At 45.4% G+C, this 24,299-nt stretch carries 19 protein-coding genes; 14 read left to right on the top strand and 5 right to left on the bottom strand.

Annotation, left to right across the window (positions count from 1 at the left end):
* Positions 1-119 precede the first annotated feature (119 nt).
* The 4 genes from HXW94_RS04080 to satP all read left to right on the top strand — a co-directional run bounded on the left by HXW94_RS04080 (position 120) and on the right by satP (position 6,675).
* Complete coding sequence (locus tag HXW94_RS04080) at positions 120-2,576, top strand: DUF294 nucleotidyltransferase-like domain-containing protein (protein ID WP_178365624.1); 2,457 nt, start codon at positions 120-122, stop codon at positions 2,574-2,576.
* Between the two features lie 382 nt (positions 2,577-2,958).
* Positions 2,959-3,201: a hypothetical protein gene (locus tag HXW94_RS04075; RefSeq protein ID WP_178365623.1), complete on the top strand. Its 243-nt coding sequence runs from the start codon at positions 2,959-2,961 to the stop codon at positions 3,199-3,201.
* 681 nt (positions 3,202-3,882) lie between these two features.
* Complete coding sequence (locus HXW94_RS19400) at positions 3,883-5,313, top strand: sigma 54-interacting transcriptional regulator (RefSeq protein ID WP_178365622.1); 1,431 nt, start codon at positions 3,883-3,885, stop codon at positions 5,311-5,313.
* Positions 5,314-6,114: 801 nt separating this feature from the next.
* Positions 6,115-6,675: an acetate uptake transporter gene (satP, locus tag HXW94_RS04065; protein WP_246293726.1), complete on the top strand. Its 561-nt coding sequence runs from the start codon at positions 6,115-6,117 to the stop codon at positions 6,673-6,675.
* A gap of 694 nt (positions 6,676-7,369) precedes the next feature.
* Here satP and HXW94_RS04060 read toward each other — a convergent pair.
* Positions 7,370-8,569: a DUF2333 family protein gene (locus HXW94_RS04060; protein WP_178365621.1), complete on the bottom strand. Its 1,200-nt coding sequence runs from the start codon at positions 8,567-8,569 to the stop codon at positions 7,370-7,372.
* Positions 8,570-8,917: 348 nt separating this feature from the next.
* Positions 8,918-9,394, bottom strand: coding sequence for a universal stress protein (locus HXW94_RS04050; protein ID WP_178365619.1), 477 nt, complete (start codon positions 9,392-9,394; stop codon positions 8,918-8,920).
* Between the two features lie 342 nt (positions 9,395-9,736).
* Here HXW94_RS04050 and HXW94_RS04045 point away from each other — a divergent pair, with 342 nt between their 5' ends.
* From HXW94_RS04045 to HXW94_RS04020, 6 genes are all read left to right on the top strand, one after another.
* Positions 9,737-11,230, top strand: coding sequence for a dynamin family protein (locus tag HXW94_RS04045; RefSeq protein ID WP_178365618.1), 1,494 nt, complete (start codon positions 9,737-9,739; stop codon positions 11,228-11,230).
* A gap of 14 nt (positions 11,231-11,244) precedes the next feature.
* Positions 11,245-12,084: a formate/nitrite transporter family protein gene (locus HXW94_RS04040; protein WP_178365617.1), complete on the top strand. Its 840-nt coding sequence runs from the start codon at positions 11,245-11,247 to the stop codon at positions 12,082-12,084.
* Between the two features lie 253 nt (positions 12,085-12,337).
* Positions 12,338-12,628 (top strand): hypothetical protein, encoded by a 291-nt coding sequence (locus HXW94_RS04035; protein ID WP_178365616.1) that lies wholly within the window; start codon positions 12,338-12,340, stop codon positions 12,626-12,628.
* A 28-nt stretch (positions 12,629-12,656) separates the two neighbouring features.
* A complete protein-coding gene (locus tag HXW94_RS04030; protein WP_178365615.1) occupies positions 12,657-14,255 on the top strand; it encodes a sodium:solute symporter family protein in 1,599 nt (532 codons plus the stop codon).
* Between the two features lie 81 nt (positions 14,256-14,336).
* Positions 14,337-14,573: a hypothetical protein gene (locus tag HXW94_RS04025; protein WP_178365614.1), complete on the top strand. Its 237-nt coding sequence runs from the start codon at positions 14,337-14,339 to the stop codon at positions 14,571-14,573.
* Between the two features lie 3 nt (positions 14,574-14,576).
* Positions 14,577-15,491 (top strand): hypothetical protein, encoded by a 915-nt coding sequence (locus HXW94_RS04020; protein ID WP_218576557.1) that lies wholly within the window; start codon positions 14,577-14,579, stop codon positions 15,489-15,491.
* Here the strand turns inward: HXW94_RS04020 and HXW94_RS04015 are convergent.
* Positions 15,484-15,732: a hypothetical protein gene (locus tag HXW94_RS04015; protein ID WP_178365612.1), complete on the bottom strand. Its 249-nt coding sequence runs from the start codon at positions 15,730-15,732 to the stop codon at positions 15,484-15,486. The two genes, HXW94_RS04020 and HXW94_RS04015, sit on opposite strands and share 8 nt — an antisense overlap.
* 875 nt (positions 15,733-16,607) lie before the next feature.
* Here HXW94_RS04015 and HXW94_RS04010 point away from each other — a divergent pair.
* Together HXW94_RS04010 and HXW94_RS04005 are read left to right on the top strand one after the other, a co-directional pair.
* Positions 16,608-16,892, top strand: a complete 285-nt coding sequence (locus HXW94_RS04010) for a DUF485 domain-containing protein (protein ID WP_178365611.1) — start codon at positions 16,608-16,610, stop codon at positions 16,890-16,892.
* Positions 16,889-18,811, top strand: a complete 1,923-nt coding sequence (locus HXW94_RS04005) for a solute symporter family protein (protein WP_178365610.1) — start codon at positions 16,889-16,891, stop codon at positions 18,809-18,811. Before HXW94_RS04010 ends, HXW94_RS04005 begins: the two co-directional genes overlap by 4 nt.
* A gap of 194 nt (positions 18,812-19,005) precedes the next feature.
* Here HXW94_RS04005 and HXW94_RS04000 read toward each other — a convergent pair whose 3' ends face one another.
* On the bottom strand, positions 19,006-20,460 hold the full coding sequence (locus HXW94_RS04000; protein WP_178365609.1) for a DUF3360 family protein: 1,455 nt from the start codon (positions 20,458-20,460) through the stop codon (positions 19,006-19,008).
* Positions 20,461-20,773: 313 nt separating this feature from the next.
* Between HXW94_RS04000 and HXW94_RS03995 the strand changes: the two genes are divergently transcribed.
* Together HXW94_RS03995 and HXW94_RS03990 are read left to right on the top strand one after the other, a co-directional pair.
* A complete protein-coding gene (locus HXW94_RS03995) occupies positions 20,774-22,183 on the top strand; it encodes an FAD-binding oxidoreductase (protein WP_178365608.1) in 1,410 nt (469 codons plus the stop codon).
* The gene (locus tag HXW94_RS03990) at positions 22,180-23,433 is read left to right on the top strand and encodes a (Fe-S)-binding protein (protein ID WP_178365607.1); all 1,254 of its coding nucleotides are present in this window, start codon (positions 22,180-22,182) and stop codon (positions 23,431-23,433) included. Before HXW94_RS03995 ends, HXW94_RS03990 begins: the two co-directional genes overlap by 4 nt.
* 2 nt (positions 23,434-23,435) lie before the next feature.
* Here HXW94_RS03990 and HXW94_RS03985 read toward each other — a convergent pair whose 3' ends face one another.
* Positions 23,436-24,266 carry an aminotransferase class IV gene (locus HXW94_RS03985; protein ID WP_178365606.1) on the bottom strand — a complete coding sequence of 277 codons (831 nt, stop codon included), beginning with the start codon at positions 24,264-24,266 and terminating at the stop codon, positions 23,436-23,438.
* Positions 24,267-24,299: the final 33 nt, after the last annotated feature.

Raw genomic sequence — 24,299 nt, 5'->3', positions numbered from 1 at the left:
TGCTGGAATTGTAATACCTTGACACGCAAATCTTCATGAATTCGGGAACGATAGGGTTTTCAACGGTTAAACAAATGACATTGATATACAACAAGCTGATGACATTGATATACAACAATATGAAAGTCGAAGAAAGTAGTGAAAAATTTACATCCGGTATAGTCGTATCAACGGTACTAGGTGTCGGAAGTATCGTCATGTTTATTGTTTCGTTTTATGCAATTATTATTCCAATGTTTGAGCATAGTGCGATGGAAAGAAAAAAGGAAATGATTCATGAGTTAACAAATACAGCCTGGAGTGTCTTGTCTGAATATGATGAGGCATACAAGGCCGGTCGGATAACATTGGCTGAAGCGAAAGTTTTGGCTGCCGAGGAGGTGGGCAGGATGAGGTATGGACGTGAGCAGAAAAATTATTTCTGGATTACGACCACCGATCCTGTAATGATTAATCATCCATATCGTTCTGATTTAAATGGAAAAAACCTGGTCGATTTTGTCGATAAATTTGGGAATAAGTTATTTGCCGATGCCGTTAATTTAGTAAATGACAAGGGTGAAGGGGTAATCCAATACTATTGGAAAAGGAAAAATGATGCTTCGCACGAAGTGCCGAAACTATCGTATATAAAAGCTTTCCAAGAGTGGGGCTGGATAGTGGGTACCGGTATATATCTTGATGATGTAAGACAGGAAATAAAACGGTTGCGAGACAAGTTGTTAAGAATATCGATTCTTATTATTGGTATTATTATTGTAATTCTTGTTTATGTATTAAAGCAGACCAGGATAATTGAGCAAAAACGTAAAGATGCTGTAAATGAATTAAGGTCGTCTAACCAGAGATATAAAAGCCTGGTGGCTGCATCAACCGAAGGCACCTTAATGGTCGTTGAAGGTAAGGTTGTATTTGCTAATAGTAAATTTATCAGCCTGCTGGATAATGAAACCGGGTCGCTGGTTGGAACCAGTTTTTCGGAACTGTTTAAATTAAGTTGGGATGAAATGGTTTCAGGAATTAAAAATCCCAATACAACACACGCTTTTGAAACCGAGCTTTTGAAACATAAAGCAGGTTACCAACATATTGTGGCTTATGTAACACAGGTTGAACAGTCGGATAGCACAGCATACATCATTGTTATAAAAAATATTACTGAAAAGAACAGACTCAGGCTTGATACCCAGAAATTGTCTGAGGATGTTCAGCTTTCGCTTCAATTAATGAACCAACCGGTTAAGAATCTGGTAAATGAAAATGTTTATTGCGATATAGATATGCCGATATGGAAAGTTATTGAGCTGATGAATAATAAGCGTAGCGAAATTATAAGCGTAAGAAGCAGCGATGAAACAGTAGGCATTGTAACCGATAAAGATATCCGAAGTCGTTTAATGAACAATGGAATCACTATGGATAGCCCGATAGTAAAGTTAATGACATCGCCGGTAATCAGTATAAACCAGGGGGCCTTGCTGTACGAAGCTGTACTCTTATTCAGGGAACATAACATTTCACACCTTATGGTTACCAATCATAATAATAGAATTTATGGTAACCTCAGTTATTTTAAGTGTCTTGAAATGCAAAATAATTCACTGACATTTTTAATACAGGAGATACAAAAGTGTGATGTCATCATTGATATACGGAATATTTATAATAAGGTTCCTGTACTCATACAGGCAATATTTACCAGCACGGATAATATCAGCAGTGTATCGCGCATAATTACCTCAATCGCTGATGCTGTAAATAAGCGGGTGATAGAAATGGCAATCGCCGAAGTAGGGCAGCCGCCTTGTGAGTTCGCATTCATAGCGATGGGAAGCGAAGGGCGAGGTGAGCAAACACTCAAAACAGACCAGGATAATGCCATAATTTTTGCAGAGCAGTCTGATGATAATAAAAAATATTTTTTACGTCTTTCGGTGATAATAAATGAAAATTTACATAAGATAGGTTATGCGCGCTGCGAAGGTGATTTAATGGCAGGTAATCCTGAGTGGTGCAACCATATTGATGAATGGAAGCATATATTTTCAACATGGATTAACAACCCTGTTGGGTTAAATGTTCTCGACAGCTCCCTCTTTTTTGACATGCGCCTGGTTTTTGGAAGTGAACAATTATCATCAGAGCTCATTGATTTTGTATATGAAGAATTAAAAGGTAAAGATGAATTCTTTAGCCAGTTGGTTAAAACAGTCGCTGCCGGTAAGCCGGTATTTGATAGAAAACGAGTTGATGTTAAAAAGCTCCTCATACCAATTGTCGGGTATTTAAGAACCATGGCGTTATTTTATTCTATAAAACAAACAAATAGTATGTTGCGGTTAAATTATTTGATGGCATATGATTTGATTTCTGAAAGTAAGGCTCAAGAGATTGAGAAAATGTATAATTTTCTTATGCATCTGCGAATAAATTGGCAGGTAAGCCTTATACTTGACAGTGACTGGCCATCTAACACAATCCCGCTAATTCATCTTACAGCAATAGAGCAGGAGACGCTTAGAAATATAATTAAAGAGGTGCTTAAATTACAGGAAGAACTGCAATTAATTCTTTAGTTTCAGTGACTATTCAGCATAATTGGTAATCTGGTGTGTTTTTTTTCGATTTTTATGTAAGACTTGTGCGAGAATTAAATTAGAATTGCTAAAATTAATCCTTGACTTTCCCTTAGCTATTTTTTAGTCTGTAAAAAAGAAAAATAGAATTATAAATCAAAATTGTTCTCTGAATATTTATAACCAGCCTATATAAAAACTTAAGGCCGATAAAATTTGCGGTTGATCCGGGGGGGTCGGAAATTTTTGAACGCTATGGTTTTTAGATAGATTTGGAACCAAAAGTGCTAAGCACTTTTCTCCCCGGTCGACTGAACTTAATAGTTAGTCCTTGAGGAATATTTAATCAAAATGTTCAACAAAAAAAAGGGGGGGGGGCTAAATGTCTACCGAAAAAGTTACAAATCGTTGTTTTGGCGTCGTTGGCACTATTTTAATGCAGATAGTCTTTTGTGTTATGTGTGTATGGTTCGTATTTACTAAGGTTTTGTTTGATCCATTCAACAAAAGTTTGTCTGATTCAGTTGGTGCCGATCAATCTACCGCAGTTCAAACCGCACGAATTTTCTCATCAGCTCTTTTTTTCGTAGGGCTGATTATGATCTTTTCTTCTTTGCGCTGGTGATGATCTTTTTTTTGTGTTGGTAGCATTTTATATAATTAGAATTCAGGATCAGGTCTTAAGGGGTATTTTATTGCAAAAGGCGTAATCGACACGAAAGGGCGACTATATTCGTTCATATCCGTCTTACAAATAAGACTTTTTGTTCAATTTCAAGGTAGAGGATTAAAATTTTCATCTAACGCGAATTCGAAAAAGAGGCCTTGATCATTGTTTCGGCCAATGCGTGGAAGGTAGGTTGGGTTGAGGAACGAAACCCAACAAATACAAAATGTTGGGTTTCACTTCGTTCAACCCAACCTACACGGTAGTCCAAATGATGATCAAGGCCGAAAAAGAGTTCCGCTCACAATTGGGCAAAAAGGATATTTATGAATGGGCACGAACTAATTCAGTCTCCTTTTTTATTCTAAGTAATTAATTTTTTTATTTTAATTTTAGTTAATTGTAAGACTGGGATTTAGCTCCGGCTGAATGCGGCACTACCAATTTTTTGTACCGTTTGTTCTGTATGCATGCGTATACTGTTCAATCATATGCAAAATAAACTTTTTATAATTTGCATAAACTGCTATAAATGTAGCCTGTTAGTCTTTCAGGGCTTAAGTGTGATATACCTGAAAGATGTCAGAAAAATGTTGAATGCGATATAAAAAGTAGCTATTTTCGGAGCCGGATTTTATTGTGCTTGAGTATACGCCGATTGCCCAGTTTGCCATAGGGATCGACCATAAGGTAAAGATCTGGAACAGAGCCTGTGAAGTTCTTACCGGCGTTTCCGCTAAAGAGATTGTCGGCACAGACCACCAATGGAAGATTTTTTATCCCAAAAAACGGCCCATTCTGGCCGATCTTGTTGTTGAGCAGGACTACGAAACATTTCTTGAAAAATACGGCACAAAAAATCCAGCCCAATCTAATATTGTGCCGAATGCATGGGAAGCAACAGACTATTTTGAAAATTTTAACGGAAAAGCAAGATATATATATTTTCTGGCAGCCCCTGTTTTTGATAATATAGGTAATATTACAGGCGCAGTTACAACACTTCAGGATATTACCTTCCGTAAAATTCGGGAAGAGGCCATGAAGCGTGAATCCGAACAGCTCCAGAAACAGTATTCATTGTTGCGGTCCTCAATAGGAGAACGTTTCAAATTCTGCAATATCATCGGCAAAAGCCAAAAAATGCAGGAGGTCTATGATATGATTATACGAGCGGCCGCCTGTGCTGACAGTGTCGTTATCCACGGGGAATCCGGGGTGGGAAAGGAACTGGTTGCAAGGGCCATACACGATACCAGCCAAAGAAAAAATGCACCATTTCTCCCTGTCAATTGTGGTGCCATTTCTGAATCTCTTCTGGAAAACGAATTTTTTGGTCATGTAAAAGGCGCCTTTACCGGTGCATATAATGATAAAAAAGGCTTTCTTTCCCATGTACAGGGCGGCACCCTGTTTCTTGATGAAGTTGCAGAACTTTCCCTGAACATGCAGGTCAAGCTCCTGCGGGCAATAGAAGGGGGGGGGTATTCGCCGGTCGGAAGCAATGAGGTACTCTATTCCGATTTCAGGATTGTTGCCGCAAGCAACCTGAACCTATTGGAGGAGGTTAAAAAGGGCAGACTCCGTAGTGATTTTTTTTACCGTTTATATGTGATACCAATAGATATCCCGCCCCTTCGTGAACGGAAGGAGGATCTTGCGCTCCTTGCCGATTATTTTTTCGGCCAGATGGAATCATCCCGTCACTTCGATGCCTTGCCCGGAAAAGACATAAAAAAGCTATACAATTACCACTGGCCCGGAAATGTCAGGGAACTGCAGAATGTTCTCCGCAGGTACATTACCCTTAACAGCCTTGATTTTATGGCTCTTCCGGATTCTGATCCTCCTTTGATTCCGGCCGAAATCCTCTCAGGAGTGATTGACGGTTGCGATTCAGCCGTAGACCTTCCGCTGACGGATGCCGTTGGTCGATTTGAGAAACAACTTATCCGCTCTGTTCTTGAGCACTGTCGGTGGCACAGAGAAGAAGCTGCTAAAAAATTAGGTATTTCCCGCAGAACACTCTATCGCAAGATGATGGCCCACGGGCTCATAAGCGCTATATAAAATCTTTCTTCCATCGACTCAAAGTTATATTATGGCAAGATAGTGACCCATGGGTTTTGTCTAACCCAAAATGGGACAAAAACGCCCATTTAATTATTTATTTGTATTTCAATACGTTATATATTTTCCTTGTGCTGGTTTGGGCCATCTTCGCTCAAAGTGTTGTGTTTTCCGTCTAACGCTTCCCCCGCCATTCCCTTTTTTCAGCAGAACGAAACTATGCCGATTATTGATAATGATAATGGATAGATGAGATAATTATTTAGGCAATAAACCGGATTTATAACGGCGGAAATAGATCAATGGCACAATGCTTGCTAATATTCACTAATAAATATTTAACAATTTTGATTGAGATTGCTTTTATGAGCTGTTGGTGCTGATATTTTGTATGAAGGAGATGAAGAAAAAATTATAGATGCCTTGAAATCACTTGAAATTATCTGTTAACCGCCTGACGGATTCCCTTCCCCCCCCCCTTGTGGAATCTTCCGGGCAAGTTGGCAGAAGCATGTTTTTAAAAAGAGATTAAAATAATTATAGATGCTTTTAAATTATCTGCTAACCGTTTGACGGGTTCCATCCTCCCCCCCTTTTTTTTGTGGAATCTTTCGGACAAATTGACAGACGAGTCTTTTTAAAAAAAGACTAAAAAAAATTACAGATGCTTTGAAATCATCTGTTAACCGCCTGACGGATTCCCTTCCCCCCCCTTGTGGAATCTTCCGGGCAAGTTGGCAGAAGAATTTTTAAACGTATTGTTTTTACAAATTTTTTTAATTATTTTGGAAACAGGAGTAGATGATGAAAGACGAAACTTTGGCAAATCCAGGACCGCTCGGATTAATGGGCTTTGGAATGACAACGGTGCTTTTGAATATTCATAATGCCGGTTTTTTTGAAATCAGTGCCATGATTCTGGCGATGGGACTTTTTTATGGCGGTCTGGCCCAGATTATCGCCGGTATTCTTGAGTTTAAAAAAGGTAATACGTTTGGCGTTACGGCATTCATATCCTATGGCCACTTCTGGTTGACTCTGGTAGCGCTTATTCTATTGCCCAAACTCGGCTGGGCAGATCCGACGCCTGCAAAATTCATGGCCTGCTATCTATTCATGTGGGGTATCTTTACACTGTTCATGTTTTTCGGGACATTAAAATCGAACAGAGGGCTTCAGTTTGTTTTTGCATCGCTGACGGTATTATTTTTTCTTCTTGCAATCAAAGACTGGACCGGTTCACATCTTATTGGAATTATTGCCGGCTTTGAAGGCATTATCTGCGGACTGAGCGCCATTTATCTTGCCATGGCGGAAGTTCTGAACGAACAATATAACAAAGCAATTCTTCCGGTAGGCTAGCACTAACCGAAAAAGCCTCTTATTCAGAAAGGGGCAGGCTTATAATACCTTATGTCCTTTGCTTTAGAAGCCATGGGTTTATAGTTGATGATCAAGTTTTTGTTAATTTGCCCAACTTCGGCGTTGGAAACAATTTTTAATCCTCAAAATATATTGTATATTCCTCCGGTTAAAAATTGTTTCCGCCTTGAATGGGTACTGGGTACTGGGTACTGGAAATTCCTATACTCTTGAGTTACAGCCTTTTTTTAATCTGGTCTTTCAAATTCTTTACACAAACGCTCATTGAGACTCTTTTGATTATGAATTGACGGATTGTGATGTGCTTCAGCCTATCCATTTTTGAAAAGCACTCAATTTAGGACAGTAGCATAGGTCTTTTGTCAACATGCCTTCAGTTGAAGGTTTAAGATTTTTGTAACAGAGACTCTCAAGTTCTGTTCTGGGACCTTAAAAACCAGTGATCCACTTCGCCAATGTTATCCGTAGGTTTAAAGTTTGTATCACTTCTCCTACCCTCAGAGATGTTTAAAAACACAAACCGCAGACTTTGGAACGAGTGGGGTATTCCAAGCTGCCTACAATATATTCTACAGTAACGTAGTTCTCAAAGAACTTAGGCTAATCAACTTGGCTTGAAAGTTATCTCTCAAGCCACTCGGTCTTTAGCCGAGGGGTTGTTGACAAAAATGCGTTACAAGTTGCCGGTCAGTGACCTGGACAGCACGTCAAGATAGAAGCGTGCATGGCTGATGGACGCTGCTATGTTGGCACGATGGTTGGCAAGTATGCCATCCGGACTGCCTTCCAGAACGATCCAGGGATCCATGTGTGTGGCATGATGAAGGGCTTCAATCGTGTGGTGGATCAAATCCATGCCTTGAACCGATCCGATGGTGTCATCAAAATCTATCGCTACCGCCTCAAGGATGGTACTCATGGCAGTGGCGACGCCTTTTGTGTAATAAAAGACATCATCGGCATCAAAGGAACTGATATGCCCCAATTCCTTGACCAGATTTTCATCACAACTGCCCAGGATGCTTTCATATGCCTTGAGTAGCGGTACCAGATTGTCCAGCCGCCGGTAAAATCGGGCATCTCCTCTTTCCAGCATCTTCTGGTAATTTCGCCACTCGTCCAAACCTTCCTGATATTTGCTTTCAGCCGATGGAAACATATATTCGGAGGGCTTTATCATAAATGAATTCATAGCGTATTCCAAGCCGGGGACATAGGCATCGGCTCTTCCTGTACGTGATAGATTTTCCGCCAGAGCGACAGCTGTTCTGCGGGTCACTTCTAAAACGCCCAATTGCAAATTATTAATATTATCAGTAAATCTGATGATGTCATTGGGCCGCCATCCCCAGAACCTGTGATTTAACTCATGATCAAGAGGCTTGATGCAGGCTTCAACAAAGGCCACTCCGCGGGGACCTGTGCGCACCGGCGCGGCATGCATTGTCCCATGTTCGGCTGTCGGTGTTGCAGACTCATGACCGGCAGCTTTATTCTCATCGGCGCTTTCATTAAAAGCCGTATGAGGGAGAGTGTGTTTTGGGAATTCGTCCGCATGCTGGGAAGGGGCGTGGGAATTATGTTTTTGCGCGGCGGGCTGATGCGTGCTTAGGGTCTCATGCATGGTATCCGTTGCCGTGCTGTGAATGTCATGGGATGCGTTTGTTTTCCGGGTAATTTGCGTCTCATGGGTTTGTCCACCTCTTTTTGCAGTAAAATCCTTCCAGGAGCTTATGCCCCACCATGTGGCATACCCGAAAACACCCAAGATGAGTACTATGATGATAACCCATTTGGATATAAATATCTTTTTTAAAAAACTCTTTTTCTTTACCGCATCTCCGCCATTGGCAGCATTCTTCGCCTCTTCCATATTTTTTCTCCTTGCCAATAAAAAAATTTATGGGTTAATTTTTCTCTTAGCTTATGTATATTGCCAAGCTGGATGGTCACGTTCCGGGTATCAAAATATTTTAGCAGTAGCAGAAGGATTAGGAACCCCCTCATTATTTTTATACATTTTTTTCAAACAAGGTATAACAAAGAATAAAAAGATTATCAATAGCTTGAAATATGGCCCAGTGCTGACGCATGACTTTATATCGATCATTGAAATATCAATGGGTTATGATTTAATTTAAAAGCCCCTTCTGAATCTCTGATTCAGGAGGGGTCGTTGAATGACATAATGACATTGAGTTGCGTTTGGCGCTATCTCGCGTTATTTTTCACATTTATCGTGAGGCGGTTTAATCGTCATAACTGGACAACAGGCTGTTTTTACAACCTTTTCTGCTACGCTACCAAATACTATTCGATTGAAGCCCTTATACCCATGCGTGCCCATGACAATAATTTGATCGCTTGCATCGCCGGCATAATTTATAATTTTTTCTGCAATATCTCCAGATAATACTTGTCCGTTAATTGTAGATACGCCTAAGGCATTGAATTCTTCCTTATGCTTTTCTATAAAGGCGTTCATCTGTTCTTTAGCGGAATCAAGCAACTCTTCTTTCAGCGTAAGTAGATTCGCCGGAGGAGTACGGAATGTTGTATAATCCTCAAAACTTTCGGCAACAAAAACAAAGTCAAGATTGGCTGAAAATTTTCCTGCAATACACGCAGCAGTACAGGCAATCATTTCGGTATTATCTGAAAAATCTATAGGGGTTACAATACGTTTAATATCTTCCATTAGCGCTCCTTCTCTTTAGGGTTTACGACGCATTTTAATGATTGACGCTTTTCATAAGATTAGGTGGCAGTATACATAATTTAATGCTGGGAATCTATATCAGAATATAAAAAAATATTGCGTAAATCAGATTGAGAGCCCACAACAAACCATGAAGTCAGGATATAAGAGGTATAAGAAGATACTTTTTATCACCAAAGCCGGTTGGGGCTATATTTCAGGCTCTTGATAATCTTTTTATTCTTTGTTATACCTTACTTGAGTAAAAATGACAATATCTGCCGCCTGTTATCATTTTTGTTTAAGCGGCACATCTTATCAGACACTATTTCGGAGAAATCCATGCACCGTGAAAATTATATGAATGCCCTTCGGCAAGATATTGTGGATACCATAACTAAGCACCTGACACCGATGGCCAAGCGGTATGGTTACAGCGATATACCTCTGGAGACCAATGTAAAATGGCGTCCCATGGTGCTGGTCATCGGCAATTATTCATCCGGTAAATCTTCCCTGATCAATGAATTTCTGGGGGCAAAGATTCAGGACACAGGCCAGGCCCCCACAGATGATTCATTCACCGTACTGACCTATGATGATTCCGTGCCGGAAACAGAAGGCATACAGCTGGTGGAACAGCGAGACGGCAAGTCCCTGCTTAATGATCCTGAATACCCCTTTTCCACCCTTCGTAAACACGGCCAGCGCTTTGCAGCTCATTTTCAAATGAAAAGCATCAACTCGCCTTTTTTGAAAAATCTGGCCATCATTGATACCCCCGGTATGCTTGACAGCATTTCCGAGCGGGACCGGGGATATGATTATCAGGAGGTTCTCGGCGATCTGGCCCAGAAAGCCGGACTGGTGCTGGTTCTGTTTGACGCCCACAAGGCCGGAACCGTGCGGGAGGCCTATAAAAGCATTCGGGAGACCCTGACCACCCATACCTATGAAGACCGGATCATTTTTGTGCTCAACCGTATTGATGAATGCACCACTTTTAATGATTTGCTGCGGGTTTATGGAACCCTGTGCTGGAATCTGTCCCAGATTACCGGACGAAAGGATATCCCCATGATCCGGATGACCTATTCGTCCAATGTAGCGCCCATCAACAAGGATCCAGCATCTGCGCCCTCGTTTCTCCCCCTTCTTGAAAATCAGCGGGAGGATCTGAAGCAGACCATTTTACAGACCCCCTTACGCAGACTGGATCATCTGGCCACTTATTTGGAGATTCACGGGGAACGTCTGGCCCATTATATAGAAGCGCTTCAGACCTTTGGTCTGCAACTTCAAAATTTCCGCATAAAAAAAATCTCTATCGGGTTTTTGGTCAGCCTTCTGGGGGGAAGCTTGATTGCCGGTAGCATTATGTTGCTGGGCTTAATGGCTGATCCCACTGTCCTGTTGACTGTGGGCGGTGTTTGTGCAGGTCTGATTATGATTTTATGGATGGCATTTTTCCAGAAAAAACTGGAACAAAAATTCCGCACCAATCGGCTGGAAAATCTTGATACCCTCACCCCTGTTGTCGACCAGACCCGCAAAGACAGTTGGCATGCCATCCGGGACCTGCTGGATCAGCATCTGAGAAAAAATGAAGGCGACTATACGCTTTATGACCTCAAAATGGATCTGTTTGAGATCCGGCAGATCAATAATGATGCCACCCAGGATATTCGGGAGGCATTGAGCGAGTTTCGTGCTATGTCTGATGATGATTTGGAAGAATGGAGAAAAGACAGGCTAGCCCGTAAAGTCTATGAAAAGAAAAAAAAGGAAGAGGCCGATGCTGAAACTCTGGAAGCGAGTATACGGCATATGTACTAATCAACGACGCAGCGATGAAAAATTTCCTTGCTCCGGAAGAACTGGCCCCAGCCGTGGTATCCTGGGGAGCAAACAAAGCCCGTAAATCAATTTTACAGCTTCTTCTGCTTGGCTTTCTGGCGGGCGTTTATATTGGTTTTGCCGCCCACCTGGCAACGGTCGTTGGAACCGGTGCAGTTGCTTGGATTGGTTTAAAAAAATTTTTCATCGGTGCCGTCTTCAGCGTTGGATTGATGCTGGTGGTCATCCCAGGCTCAGAGCTTTGGACAGGGAATACTATGATGACCATGGCCCTGCTCGACAGAAAAGTTACCTTGATCCAGATGATGCGTAACTGGTTCTGGGTCTATCTTGGTAATTTGCTGGGATCTGTCTTTCTCGCCTGGATGATCGTTTCTCAAACCGGCCTCATGGATGGTATTTTGGGCGCCACCGCCTTGCAGATAGCAACGGCCAAAGTAACCACGGAAATTGCCGGCAGCAGCCACAACCTCGCTTACTTCTTCCGTGCTGTCGGTTGTAACTGGCTTGTCTGTCTGGCTGTATTGCTGGCCATTTCCGCCCAGGAAATCAGCGGCAAGATTCTGGGGATTTTTTTTCCGATCATGGCCTTTGTGGCCGCAGGTTTTGAACACGCCATTGCCAATATGTACTTCATCCCCGCGGGGATTTTTGCCAAGCAATTGCAATCCGCTGTCACAGCCTCGGCCATTGACGCTGCATTACTGACCAGACTCAATTGGGCCGGTATGTGGCATAGTAACCTGATTGCCGTCACATTAGGAAATTTTATCGGCGGTGGAATCTTCGTTGGCGCTGTCTACTGGCTGGTGTATCTTCGTAAAGAAGATTGAATCGCATTTCGTAAGTTTTTTCCCTATATAGTCACCTCTTTTCACCTACAAGGCGCTTAGGTTATCAACGTACATCAAAATCAGTATTCTGCGGATTGTTTTATCTCCATTTTTTACATAGTTTCCATCCAACGAATGTCGTTCACTTATTTTTGAGATATTTGGTTTTCTCTAAGCGTAAAAAATGGGGGGACATCGGGAAAGGGTTCCCGAATTCTATACAATCAATTTATAAGGAGGAGGAGGAAGGCAGATGTTTAAGGGTATGCCGAAGATATTCTGGGCAGGAACGGCGTTGATGTATGGGTGGATTTTCTTTTTCATGATCTTGGAAATGACAATCCCCGGCTTCCCCCTGAAAAAATTCATGGGGATTCCGGCCTGCTACACCTACAATTGGATTGTCGGTCTCTGGCTGATGAATATCATAATTTCTTTTCTCTACTTCAAGTTTGAGGAAAAAAGAGAAGAGAGAATAGAGGCCAGAAAAAAACGCAAAACACAGGATGCGCCCACGGGTGCCAATATTGTTCATGAAAACTGATCCGCAGCCACATATAAGGAGGCAGTAAATGGGTGTTAATCCAATCGTCATTTTAGGTTCCGTACTCTATTTTGCAGTGATATTTTATATCGGATGGTATTCCCGCAAGGCGTCTATGGATTCGTCCGATTTCTATGTGGCAGGACGAAAAGTCGGCCCCGTCGTTAACGGCTCGGCCCTGGCCGCTACATATTTCAGCCCGGCGAGTTTTCTGGGGTTGCCGGCCTTTATTTTTATTTTAGGCTATCCTTTCTGGTGGGCCCTGGTCGGCATTATCGGCGGCATGCCCATTGCGACCCTGCTGACAGCGGCGCCCCTGCGTAAATATGCCCCGACATCGTTCACGGATTACTACGCAGACCGCTATGATACAAAATGGCTTCGCCTGGTTGCGGGCATTCCCACACTCATCGGCGGCCTGGCATATGTCATCCTGTCCATTGTGGGTACAGCCCTGTTTTTGCTGGCCATCCTGCAAATTCCGTTCAATGTATCCGTTGTCCTCGCATCTGTTGTCGTTTTCGCCTATATTTACTTCGGCGGGATGGTCGCCACCACCATTTCTACGGCGTTCCAGGGGGTTGCCATGACCGTGGCTTCGGTACTGGCTGCCGGATATGTCATTTTCAATTTTGGCGGATTGAACGGTCTGACCGATGCGGTGCTGGCCAACAGCGGCAATTTTTTCAACCTGCCCTATGTCTCCGAAACAGCATCACATCCCCTTATGGCCACCTGGACCGGTGTGGTGGGCTTCTTCTTTGTGTGGCATTTTGGTTTTTCGGCCATGCCCTACACCGTGGTTCGCTTTTTTACCACCCAGGATATCAAGGCCGCGCGGCGCAGCGTTTTCTGGGCCGTAACCATCGGCGGCGCCATGTACGGCGGTCTGGTTATTATCGGCACCGGTGCCAGGGTATTGATCGAAACCCTTCATCCGCTTATGCAGACCGAAGGCATCACCAATGCCATGGGGGTGCTGAAACACATGAAGACCGCATACGGCGTTGCCGGGGCTTCCGTCACCGATTATTCCATGATTGCCGCCGTGGAGGGCTTGAGAAGTCCCTTCCTGCTTTCCGTGCTGGCCGCGGGTGGTCTGGCCATCGCCATGGCCACTGCCTCAGGTTGGACCATGGTCCTTAACGTTTTGCTGGGAAGGGATCTGCTGGGAAAGGTTTTCGGCAGCAGCTGGCCTGAAAGGCAACCTGTGCATGCCACACGTGTTATGACCATACTGATCGTGTTCGTATGTATGCTCTTTGCATTCAAACCGCCGGCACTGGTTCTGGATATCTCCGGGGCGGCATTTATCGTTATTCTCTGTTCTGTCGGCCCCCCGCTGATTTTAGGTATCTGGTGGACCCGAGCCACGACAACGGCCGCTATCGCCAATATCCTGGTCATGACAACGCTTTCGTGCGGATCATGGATGTACGCAAAATACAAACTGGGCAGCTATCACTGGTTTTTCCTGAGTGACCCTGCCCATAAAATCAGCACACCGCACCAGTTTTACTGGGTATTTGTCGGATTTATTTTCTTCATCGTGGTCAGCCTGATGACGAAACCGTGCAAAGATGACGTGATTCAGAAATACTCACTGGATATAAGACCGGAACAATAACCGGTCCCCGCCACCCCTGCAGCGTATGTAGGGGTGGCGTTTTATGAAAAAATATTAAGAGTTTATCCGTCAGGAAATTATATGACAACGGAAGAAGAACGTAATGAACGATTGCAGAATTGGGAAAAAAATAAACGCAGATGGTACAATACCTATCTGTTTATTGGGATAGGCATTAATTTTCTTTTGTATTTTACCAAACCATATGGGTTTGATCCGAGCGGAAGCATTTTCTGGGGCTCCCTTTTCGGGTTGGGGATTCCACTGCTGACCATGTTCGGTCTATCCTATCTCCACCAAAAATTTTTGGGACTGTAAAAATTGATAAACTATTTTGGAATGCTTTTGGGCATCTGGCTCACGCTGGTATGCGCCATGCCTGCTTCGATCTGTTTTGGTGATGTGCTGTTTGTTCACGATTACCATAGCGATGAATACCTTATGGGTAAAATGGAATCCGAACTTCGGGTGGGATATACCCCCCGGGCTATGCTGGTGGATAAACAGACCCACTATACCGGAAGCTGGATGAAACGGTTTTTCGGTGAGATTAAGACACAGCGGGATACCACCCACTTTTTGTTGGAAAAACGTCAGATCCGAGAAATTGACTGGTATAAAAACAAAATTTTAATCCTGCCGTTTGAGAACATACTTCATGTACGAATGCTTCAGCCCAATAACGCCATGACGGAAGGGGCTGCGGAGATTATCAACGCCCGCTACGAGGTGGCGGATCCGATGTTCACCATCACAGTGGCGCCTGAAACGAAAACGGTGGGCGGATATCCGTGCCGATACATCGAAGCCGGCCTGCGCCTGGAGACCCGGGATCTTAAAAAGAACGCGGCCAGTATCACGCTGATCCGCCAGAACCTGTGGGTATCAGATGCCGTGCCCGGTGCTGATCAATATGATGATTTTCACCGGCACCTGGCCGAAACCCTTGGGCTTGAAGCCGAACGGCTGGGGCAATTGAACTTCCTGCTTCGGTATTGGCAGGGACCGTTGGATCCCATCCGGGAATCCCTTATCCAGATCAAAGGGTATCCGGTTCAAAACGATTTTTCCGTTCAAGCCCAATATGTCAAAAATACCAACACCCCAACCCCTGACGTGATTTCGAAAATGATCAAAAAAGAACGCATGACGCTGAGTGATGCCAAGGTTATAGAGACTCTGGATGAAAGCCGATTTGCGGCCGTCGGCCCGTTCAGCGAAATGATTCTTAAATAACCAGCATGGCAGTCGATTTGGTCCTTTCTGATTCCTGCTCAGCTCGATCTCTAAAAATTCGTTGCTCTGGATGAATTCTTTTCGCACCGGGCTTTGGGGGATTTCTCTTCCGGCGGATTCCAGGTGGATCAAAACAATGGGATAATCCTTTTTCCGGGTGATATGATCCATATTTTTCAGGATCTTGTCGTATTGTCGTAATACTCAACAGGTTGCGAGTCATTGTTTTTTGGGGTTTCAAAAAATTTTCCGACAATATTTCGCAGTTATCGCAATATCTGGACTTTGATAACCTTTGAGGAGGTGTCCGGCGATTGTTTACAGTCTGTTTTCTGTGGACGAAATTCATCAAGGAGACGGAAGAAAGAAAACGGCAAGCAATTTTTTGTTTTTATTTCAGTGATTTAAATTAATTCACGAAAAAAATATATTTTTGTTTTTGACATTTAAATTATTTTTCTGTTATGTAGGAATAAAAGTTAATAAATGATAGTTAATGTAAAGATTTCCTCTGCTTTATAGTAAAACAATACTTCCACCGGGATTTGGTGGATATAAATATTGTCCAACAAAGAAACATAGTACGAAATAGTACGTGAGTCTAAACCCAAAAAGTACAAGGGTGGGGAAATGGAAAGTTCAATTATCAATAGTAGTGATTACCAGTTCTTTAGACCTAAAAGCACTTTTTTCAAAGACAACGTTTGTAATATTGTTATCTGTTTTTCAATTTGGGCTGTAGCTGAGTTCTGTTTTCATATCCTGTTATACAAGATTTTTCCGGCGTTATAGTGAAATAATACTTCCACCGGGTTTTGGTGGGTATAAATATTGTTCAATTAAAGAAACATAATACGAAAATCTAAACTCAAAAAGCAAAAGGGAGGTGGAAATGGAAAGTTCAACTAACAGTAGCTGTCATTACCAGGTCAATTTCTTTAAAACGAGAACCGCTTTTCGCAAACACAACATTCGTATCATTGGTAATCAGATATTATCATTTGGGCTGTAGCTGTGTTCTGCTTTCATATCCGAATTGAATGCGATTGAAAAAAGGACGCCGAAATTAAACTTTATCCGAAATTCAATTAAACTTTTTATTTGAGGAGAAAATCTATGGGACACGGGCCTTCAACTGATTGGGGAGAGGACAAAGCGATTGCTTATAAAACTACACTTGGTTTGTGGTTGTTTCTTATTTACGTTTTAGTTTATGTCGGATTTATCTGGATAAACGTTGCCAGTCCGAAAACAATGGCGACAATCGTTTTTGCCGGTCAAAATCTGGCAGTTGTGTACGGGTTTGGCCTGATTGTTCTGGCCTTCGTAATGGGAATCATTTACGATATTTTTTGTACCAATAAAGAAGATGAACTCAATAAGGAGGATTCTGACAAATGATATATAATGCATCCCCGTTCGCTGTAGCAATCTTTGTCGCTTTTGTACTTGGTGTACTCTGGCTGTCATCTTATTTTGCAAAAAAAACAACAACATCAGCAGGCTATTATGCTGCCGGTGGAGATATTCACTGGGGCGTAAACGGTATTGCATTCGCAGGCGATTATCTTTCAGCTGCATCCTTCCTTGGGATCTGCGGAATGATCGCATTCAGCGGCTACGACGGATTTTTATATTCCATCGGGTATCTTGCCGGGTGGGTCGTTGCGCTGTTTATTGTGGCCGAGCCGATGAAACGTCTTGGTAAATACACATTTACGGATGCACTCAACAATAAATACAATTCCCGGGGCATTCACCTGACGGCGGCCATCAGTACCCTGATCGTCTCCATATGTTATCTTGTGCCTCAAATGGTGGGCGCAGGAAGTCTTGTGACACCGCTTCTCGGCATGCCCCATTACGTCGGGGTTATCCTTGTGGGTGCCATCGTTATCTTCATCGTGGCAACGGCAGGAATGGCATCAACCACCTATGTTCAGTTCTTCAAAGGCGGCCTGCTGATCATTTTTTCCTCAGTTCTTACAATTGCCATATTTGTACACGGCATAAAAACCCAGCCGTCTGAAGACTATCATAAATTTCAAACCATCAATGCCACGGTAATGAACGGAGAGGTTACGGCAATTGACAGCGATGCTTACCGGATAGCCGGGGCTCATCAAGATGCCAAGGGCCATTATGTAAAATTAAATAAAGAGGGCGTAAATACTTGGTGGCGTTTGGTCGAAGAAGATGGAAATGCGTACCTTGATGAGACGCTTACCGTTGTAAACAGCAAAGATGGTCAAGTGCTTTACAACGGCGAGCCCAAGGAAGCTCAAAAATTTTTCCAGGTCGGCCACGTAAGCAAACTCATCGTTGATGGAGAAGAGGTTACGGAAACAGGGTCCGTCAGCCCATTTAAATTTTTGACAACCGTAGAAGAAAGCACTGTCGTCCGCTTTGGCAAGGTGGTTTTCATGGATCAGGGCGAAAAAGTACAGCTCTGGTATCAGAATCCGACATCGGGTCAGGATATCATGAGACCCGGATTAAGGTTCAAGGTCGATAAGGGGTCAACCTTTATGTCCAAGCTTGATTTTGTCTCCCTTATGATCGCATTGTTCTTCGGCACCTCTGCACTGCCTCATATTTTGATCCGGTATTATACGGTGCCCAGCCCAAAGGCCGCGCGTAAGTCAACGATCCTTGCCATCGCAGCCATCGGCTTCTTTTATGTCCTTACCCTTTTCATGGGACTTGGTGCAATGGTCAACGGCGTACTTGATGTGCAGAGCAGTAATATGGCCGGACCGCTGCTGGCTAAGTTCTTTGGTATAGCGTTATTCTCCATCATATCCGCCATCGCCTTTGCAACCGTTCTTGGGACGGTTTCCGGGCTTATTGTGGCCGCATCCGGTGCGGTTGCCCATGACCTGATTGCCAATTATTTGGGCATTCCATTAACCGATAAGGGTCAGGTCAAAGCGGGTAAAATCGCGGCAGTCGTGGTGGGCGTATTCGCTATAGCGTTGGGTATCCTGTTCAAAGGAATAAACGTATCCTTCCTTGTCGGTCTGGCGTTTGCGGTTGCCGCATCAGCAAACTTGCCTGCGATTCTGATGATGCTGTTCTGGAAGAAAACCACCGCAAAGGGTATTTCCGCATCCATTATCGTGGGGATCATCAGCGCTATGACAATTATTTTACTGTCGCCCAAGACCTTTGAGGTGTATGGGTTACTCCCGTCAAGCGCGCCTATAGCCATGAATAATCCGGGTATCATATCAATACCGCTTGCCTTTATAACGTTGATTGTTGTCTCTTTAATGACACAGAAAGACGGGGTTGGCACAGAAGAAAAACGACTTACATAATACGCACAGTTAAAAAAGCGTATTAAACGAAAAAGGAGAGTGTTTTGTGCACTCTCCTTTTTTATTTATTGATATTTGATGTAATCAAGGTTTATCTGTTTAATTTCATTGTATAAAGCCCGCCAATGGCAGGTATCGGTGGGCTTTTTATATAGGTGTCGCGGACCGGGCAGCAGAAATTGTGGCGTAAGGCACTAAAAGATGCCGGGAATCCCGGGAAGCTGACCCACCAGCCCGAGAGAAACGATACACACGACAAACATGGCACCTGGGATGACAAGTTTTTCATTCCAGGTGAGTGTTTTGGCGCGCTTGGTATCGCCGATGAGTCCCAGGTTGTCCAGGAGCATGGCAGCGGCCCAGCCGAATACCGGATTTACAAAGGCGCAGGCAAAAATACAGGTCCCGGCGCTCTGGGAATCCTTATGGTTGCTGACCATCTGCATCCCTGCTTCAAGGAGCGGCAGGAATACACCGACAATAAGCGCCACCCGCAGAACAGGTTCCCACATGGCAAGGTCCATGGGGTAGCCGAGTATACCGGCCACCACGCAGAAAATACCGGTGAGAATCGCACCACCGGGGATGGGGCGCTTGGCAATGGCTGCGGGAATCATATATGTGCCCCAGGAGGAGGCGATATTGCCGCCGCCAAGGCAGGATCCGATGGTCTGGCGAACAGATGCCACCATCATGGTATCGTCCACATCCATAAGGACGTTTTCAGCCCCTTCCGGATAGCTAAGCTCCTGGAATACCCGGTGTCCAAGGTAATCCGGCGACCACATGGCAACCGCCAGAATGGCGAACGGAATAACGGCAATGAAATGACCCATGTTCGGAAGTCCCATTTTCCACCCTGTATCCGTACCCCACCACCACATGGGATCAAAATGGGGAAGTCCCGGCGGGGTGGAAAAGCTGAAATCTGCGCCCATCATGAATGCGAGGATGCCTGCGATGGCGGAACAAAGGGGGATGGCCAGCCAGCGCTTCTGGATACGCGCCAGGTAGGCATAGACAAGTACGGTTACGCCGATGACCACAAAGGAAACCGCGTCGACGCCACCGCCTGTCGCCCATTTTCCAAGTTTGCCGATCTGTCCTGTAAGCCCGACGGCACCCAGATAGATCAGAAGCCCCCCTCGGACGCCGATGCCGGTCAGATTCATCAGCTTGGAACCGCCCTTTGTGATGGCGAGCGTCAGGCCGAATAAGCCTATCAAGATGCCCAGAGCCAGGGGATGCCCGCCGGCCACAGCGACAATCGGGATGAGGGGGATCATCGGGCCGTGGGTGCCCGCAAGATTTGTATTCGGATTAAGGAAGGCCGAAAAAAGCATGACAAAGAGAGCACCTGCGATCAGCATCTCATACCGGACATTCTCTGCAACGAATGCGGGTGAAAGCGCATACTGGTCTGCAAAGGCGGCCACCATGGCGGTTACCATCACAACCTTTCCGATGGTGGCCGCAAGGGCCGGCACAACGTCCTCAATTTCGATGCTGTAATCCCGAAAGGGTAAGTTGATCCCCCAGCGACGGAATTTCATAATCGTCAGTTCATGATCAAGATACTCCGCCCGAGTCCTAAATTCGCTTGCTTTCTTACGTTGTTCGACATACGACTTTTCATTCTTCCCTACCATCTGTAATCTCCTTCTCTGTTCCTACGCTAACCGATCTTGTACCGGATCGCCGCATGCACCTTTCGGTGTGTTTAGGTAAGAATAAATTCCTTGGTTAGAAAAAAGACCTTATCCGGTTCGAACAAGGCCCGTTGCCTGAACGATATTCGGATTAAAAGTCTCTAACTTTTTACTTTAATGAATGCAAGACCTATTTATTATAATTTGCTTTTCTATCTCTTTTTATCAGATCTTTACTGGACACGCCCGTAGCCATAGTTATTATTTTGTTTGTGTTTGACTTTTATATAAACTTTTTTATAGAGTTGATTTTATGATATCTGAAAAGATGATCCAGGCGCTCAAAGAAATCTGCGGCCCGAAATTTGTCAGCAGCCACAAGACCGACCGTATTCTGTACAGCTATGATGCCACGCGCAAACAATTTCTTCCGGATGTCGTGGTGCATCCGGCTGATGCCCGGGCCGTATCCCGGATCATGGCACTTGCCCACCACCACCGTATTCCGGTTTACCCTAGGGGAGCGGGTACCGGGTTCACCGGCGGCGCCCTGCCGGTCTGCGGGGGGATGGTCATGGGAATGAGCCGGATGAACCGGATTTTGGATATTGACCAGGAAAATCTTGTGGCCGTGGTGGAACCCGGTGTGGTGACCGGGGATTTTCAAAAGGCCGTGGAGGCGCTGGGGCTTTTTTATCCCCCGGATCCGGCATCCCTGAAAGTTTCCAGCTTGGGGGGGAACGTGGCTGAGTGCGCCGGCGGCCCCCGGTGTGTTAAGTACGGGGTGACCAAGGATTATGTCATCGGCCTGGAGGTGGTGACGCCCACAGGCGACCGGATTGAAACCGGTGGTACCACCATGAAGGGAGTGGTGGGGTATGATCTGACCAAGCTGTTCTGCGGGTCGGAAGGCACCCTGGCCGTTATTACCAAGATCATTCTCAAACTGCTTCCCAAACCCGAGGCCAAAAAGACCATGCTGGTGGTGTTTGATGCTATTGATGGGGCGGCTAAGGCCGTATCCGCCATTATCCGTGAGAAGATCATTCCCGCCACCCTGGAATTCATGGACCGCCGGACCCTGGACTGCCTCAGGCAGACCGCCGGGCTGTCTATGCCCGAAGCTGCTGGCGCCGCACTGATTATAGAGGTAGACGGGGACAGGGAGTTTTTAGACAAGCAGGCCCAAAGGATCCTGACGGTGATCGAATCTTTGGGCGTCTTGGAAAATCGGGTAGCCAATACATTTGAAGAAAGCGAAGAGATCTGGAAAATCCGCAGGGCGATCTCCCCCTCATTGAAAAAGCTTGGACTGGAAAAATACAATGAAGATATCTGCGTACCCAGGTCCAAGCTGCCGGAGATGATCCGCCGGATCGAAACGATTTCCGACCAATATAATCTGCCCATTGTCAATTTCGGGCATGCCGGCGACGGAAATATCCACGTCAATATCATGGCGGACAAAGCCGATGCGGAACAAATGGCCAAAGCCGAACATGCCATTGAGGCGCTGTTCCGGGAGACCCTGGCGCTGGGCGGAACCATGAGCGGAGAACACGGTGTCGGCATCATGAAGGCCCCTTATCTTTCCCTTGAATTGTCAAACGAATCCATCCATTACATGAAAATGCTTAAAAAAGCTTTGGATCCGCATAATATTCTTAATCCGGGTAAAATTTTTCCAAACGCAGTCTGCCCGCTTCCTGGAGAGATCAAATGAAAAATTTGGCGCAATACCAGGAGTGGTTTCAGGCCTGTGTCAAGTGCGGTGCCTGCCGGGCCACATGCCCGGTGTTCAAGGTTGAGAACCAGGAAGGCGGTGTGGCCCGGGGAAAAATTGCCCTTGCCCAGGCCATGATGGACGGAGAGGTCTTTGCCGAAGACCGGCTGGTCCATGATCTGTCCCAGTGCCTGCTGTGCGGCAGTTGCACCAACCTGTGCCCCAACCAGGTGCCCACCATAGATATCGTGGCGGCGGCCCGTATGAAAGTCGCTCAGGAAAAAGGTCTATCCGGATTCGGAAGGGGCGTGGCGACCTTGCTGACGCATAAAAAGGCCATGGATTGGATGAGTAAAGGCGGTGATCTGGCCTCCCGGCTCCTGTGTCGTCAGATTCCTGAAACAAGCGGCTTAAGACTGCGGTTCCCTGTGCCGGGCATCCCTAATGAACGCACCTTTCCAAAGCCGTCATTCAAACCCTTTTTGAAGCGGGATATCCGGCAGACGGTCTCTTGTTCAGCAAGTCACCGGGTGCTTTTTTTCACCGGCTGCGGTATCAACTATCTATACCCTGAAATCGGTGAGTACCTGGTCCGTATTCTCAATTTCATGGGTGTCCATGTGACCCTCACCGATGAACAGGGGTGCTGCGGGCTTCCCGCCCTGTCCGCCGGTGCGGGAGATGCGGTGGAAACCCTTGCCGAAAGGAATTTAAAGGCGCTTAAAATTCACGCCTTTGACGCTGTGCTTACGGCTTGCGCGTCCTGCTACGGCGCCCTGGCCGGGATTTACCCTACGCTTGGGTCAGGCTATCAGCCTTTTGCCGAAAAAACCCGGGACGTCATGGATTTTTTGATGGATATGAATCTGGCAGGCAGGTTGGCATCGCTTCCCCGATCAGAGGACCGGATTCAGGTCACCTACCACGATCCCTGTCATCTTAGAAATCACGGCCTGACCCGGGCCCCCAGGCAACTGCTCGCCGCGTTACCCCAGGTCGATTATGTTGAGATGACCGATGCGGCAACCTGCTGCGGTCTGGGGGGGACTTTTTCCGTACACCATTATGAAACCAGTCAAAAGATCGGCAGTCAAAAGGCGAAGCATATTGCCCAAAGCGGGGCCGAAATTGTGGCAACAGCCTGTCCGGGATGCATCATTCAGCTGCAGGACAACCTTAATCGCGAAAATATTCCTGCCAGGGCCGCCCACCTTCTGGAACTGGTCTGCCAGGCACTGCCCGTCAAATAACGCTAACCGTTACCCCGCTGATCTGCCATTGCCGACATTAAGGCCCTGGTGCCGCGGCCGGGTTTGCCAGTGCCGATAATATGGTCATCCACCTGAATCACAGGCACGATGCCTTTGTTGGTTCCGGTGATAAACGCTTCAGAGGCCGACAGCAGGGTGTCCAGGGAAAGATCCTGTTCGGATACGGGAAACAGCTTTTTCCCGAGAGCCAGGATTGTTTTGCGGGTAATGCCCTTGAGTACCCCTTTTCCCGGTGTGATCAGGGTGCCTTCAACCAGGGCAAACAGATTACTGGTGGTACCTTCAAGAACCATTTTGTCCCGGGTCATATACAACGCTTCCACAGCGCCCTGTGCCCTTGCTTCTTTTAGAGCCAGAACAGCAGGGATATAATTGGTGGCCTTGGCATCGGGGAGGGCACGCTGCTGGACAAAAGTGATTACCTTTACACCTTTTGTATACCAATGAGCAGGCAGGGCAGGAATATCAGTTATCAGGACAATCAGTCTGGGATTATCCGCTGGAATGAAGAAATCAGGACTGGATCCCCCTGTCACAAGGATACGGATATTGGCCTTATCCATATGGGCATTTTTTTCAAGTACTTTGAAAACAATCTCCTTGATCTCTTCTTTGGTCCATGCCGGTGTAAGACCGATTTGGGTGACCGATGACAAAAGCCGGTCAATATGCGCATCAAGGCAGTATGGGCGGCCCGCAATGGTTTTGATAATGTCGCAAACTGCATAGCCCCTGAGTACGGCCAGATCATCCACAGGAATCACTGCTTTGTCCCAGGGCAGAAATTTTCCATCCACATAAACTGTTTTCAATGCAAATGCCCTTTGTAAAATTGAAAAATACAG

It is taken from the genome of Desulfobacter latus (assembly GCF_013389365.1).
Taxonomy (GTDB): Bacteria; Desulfobacterota; Desulfobacteria; order Desulfobacterales; family Desulfobacteraceae; genus Desulfobacter; species Desulfobacter latus.
The sequence above is the reverse complement of the archived record's forward strand: the minus strand, read 5'-3'. Positions and strand labels throughout refer to the sequence as shown.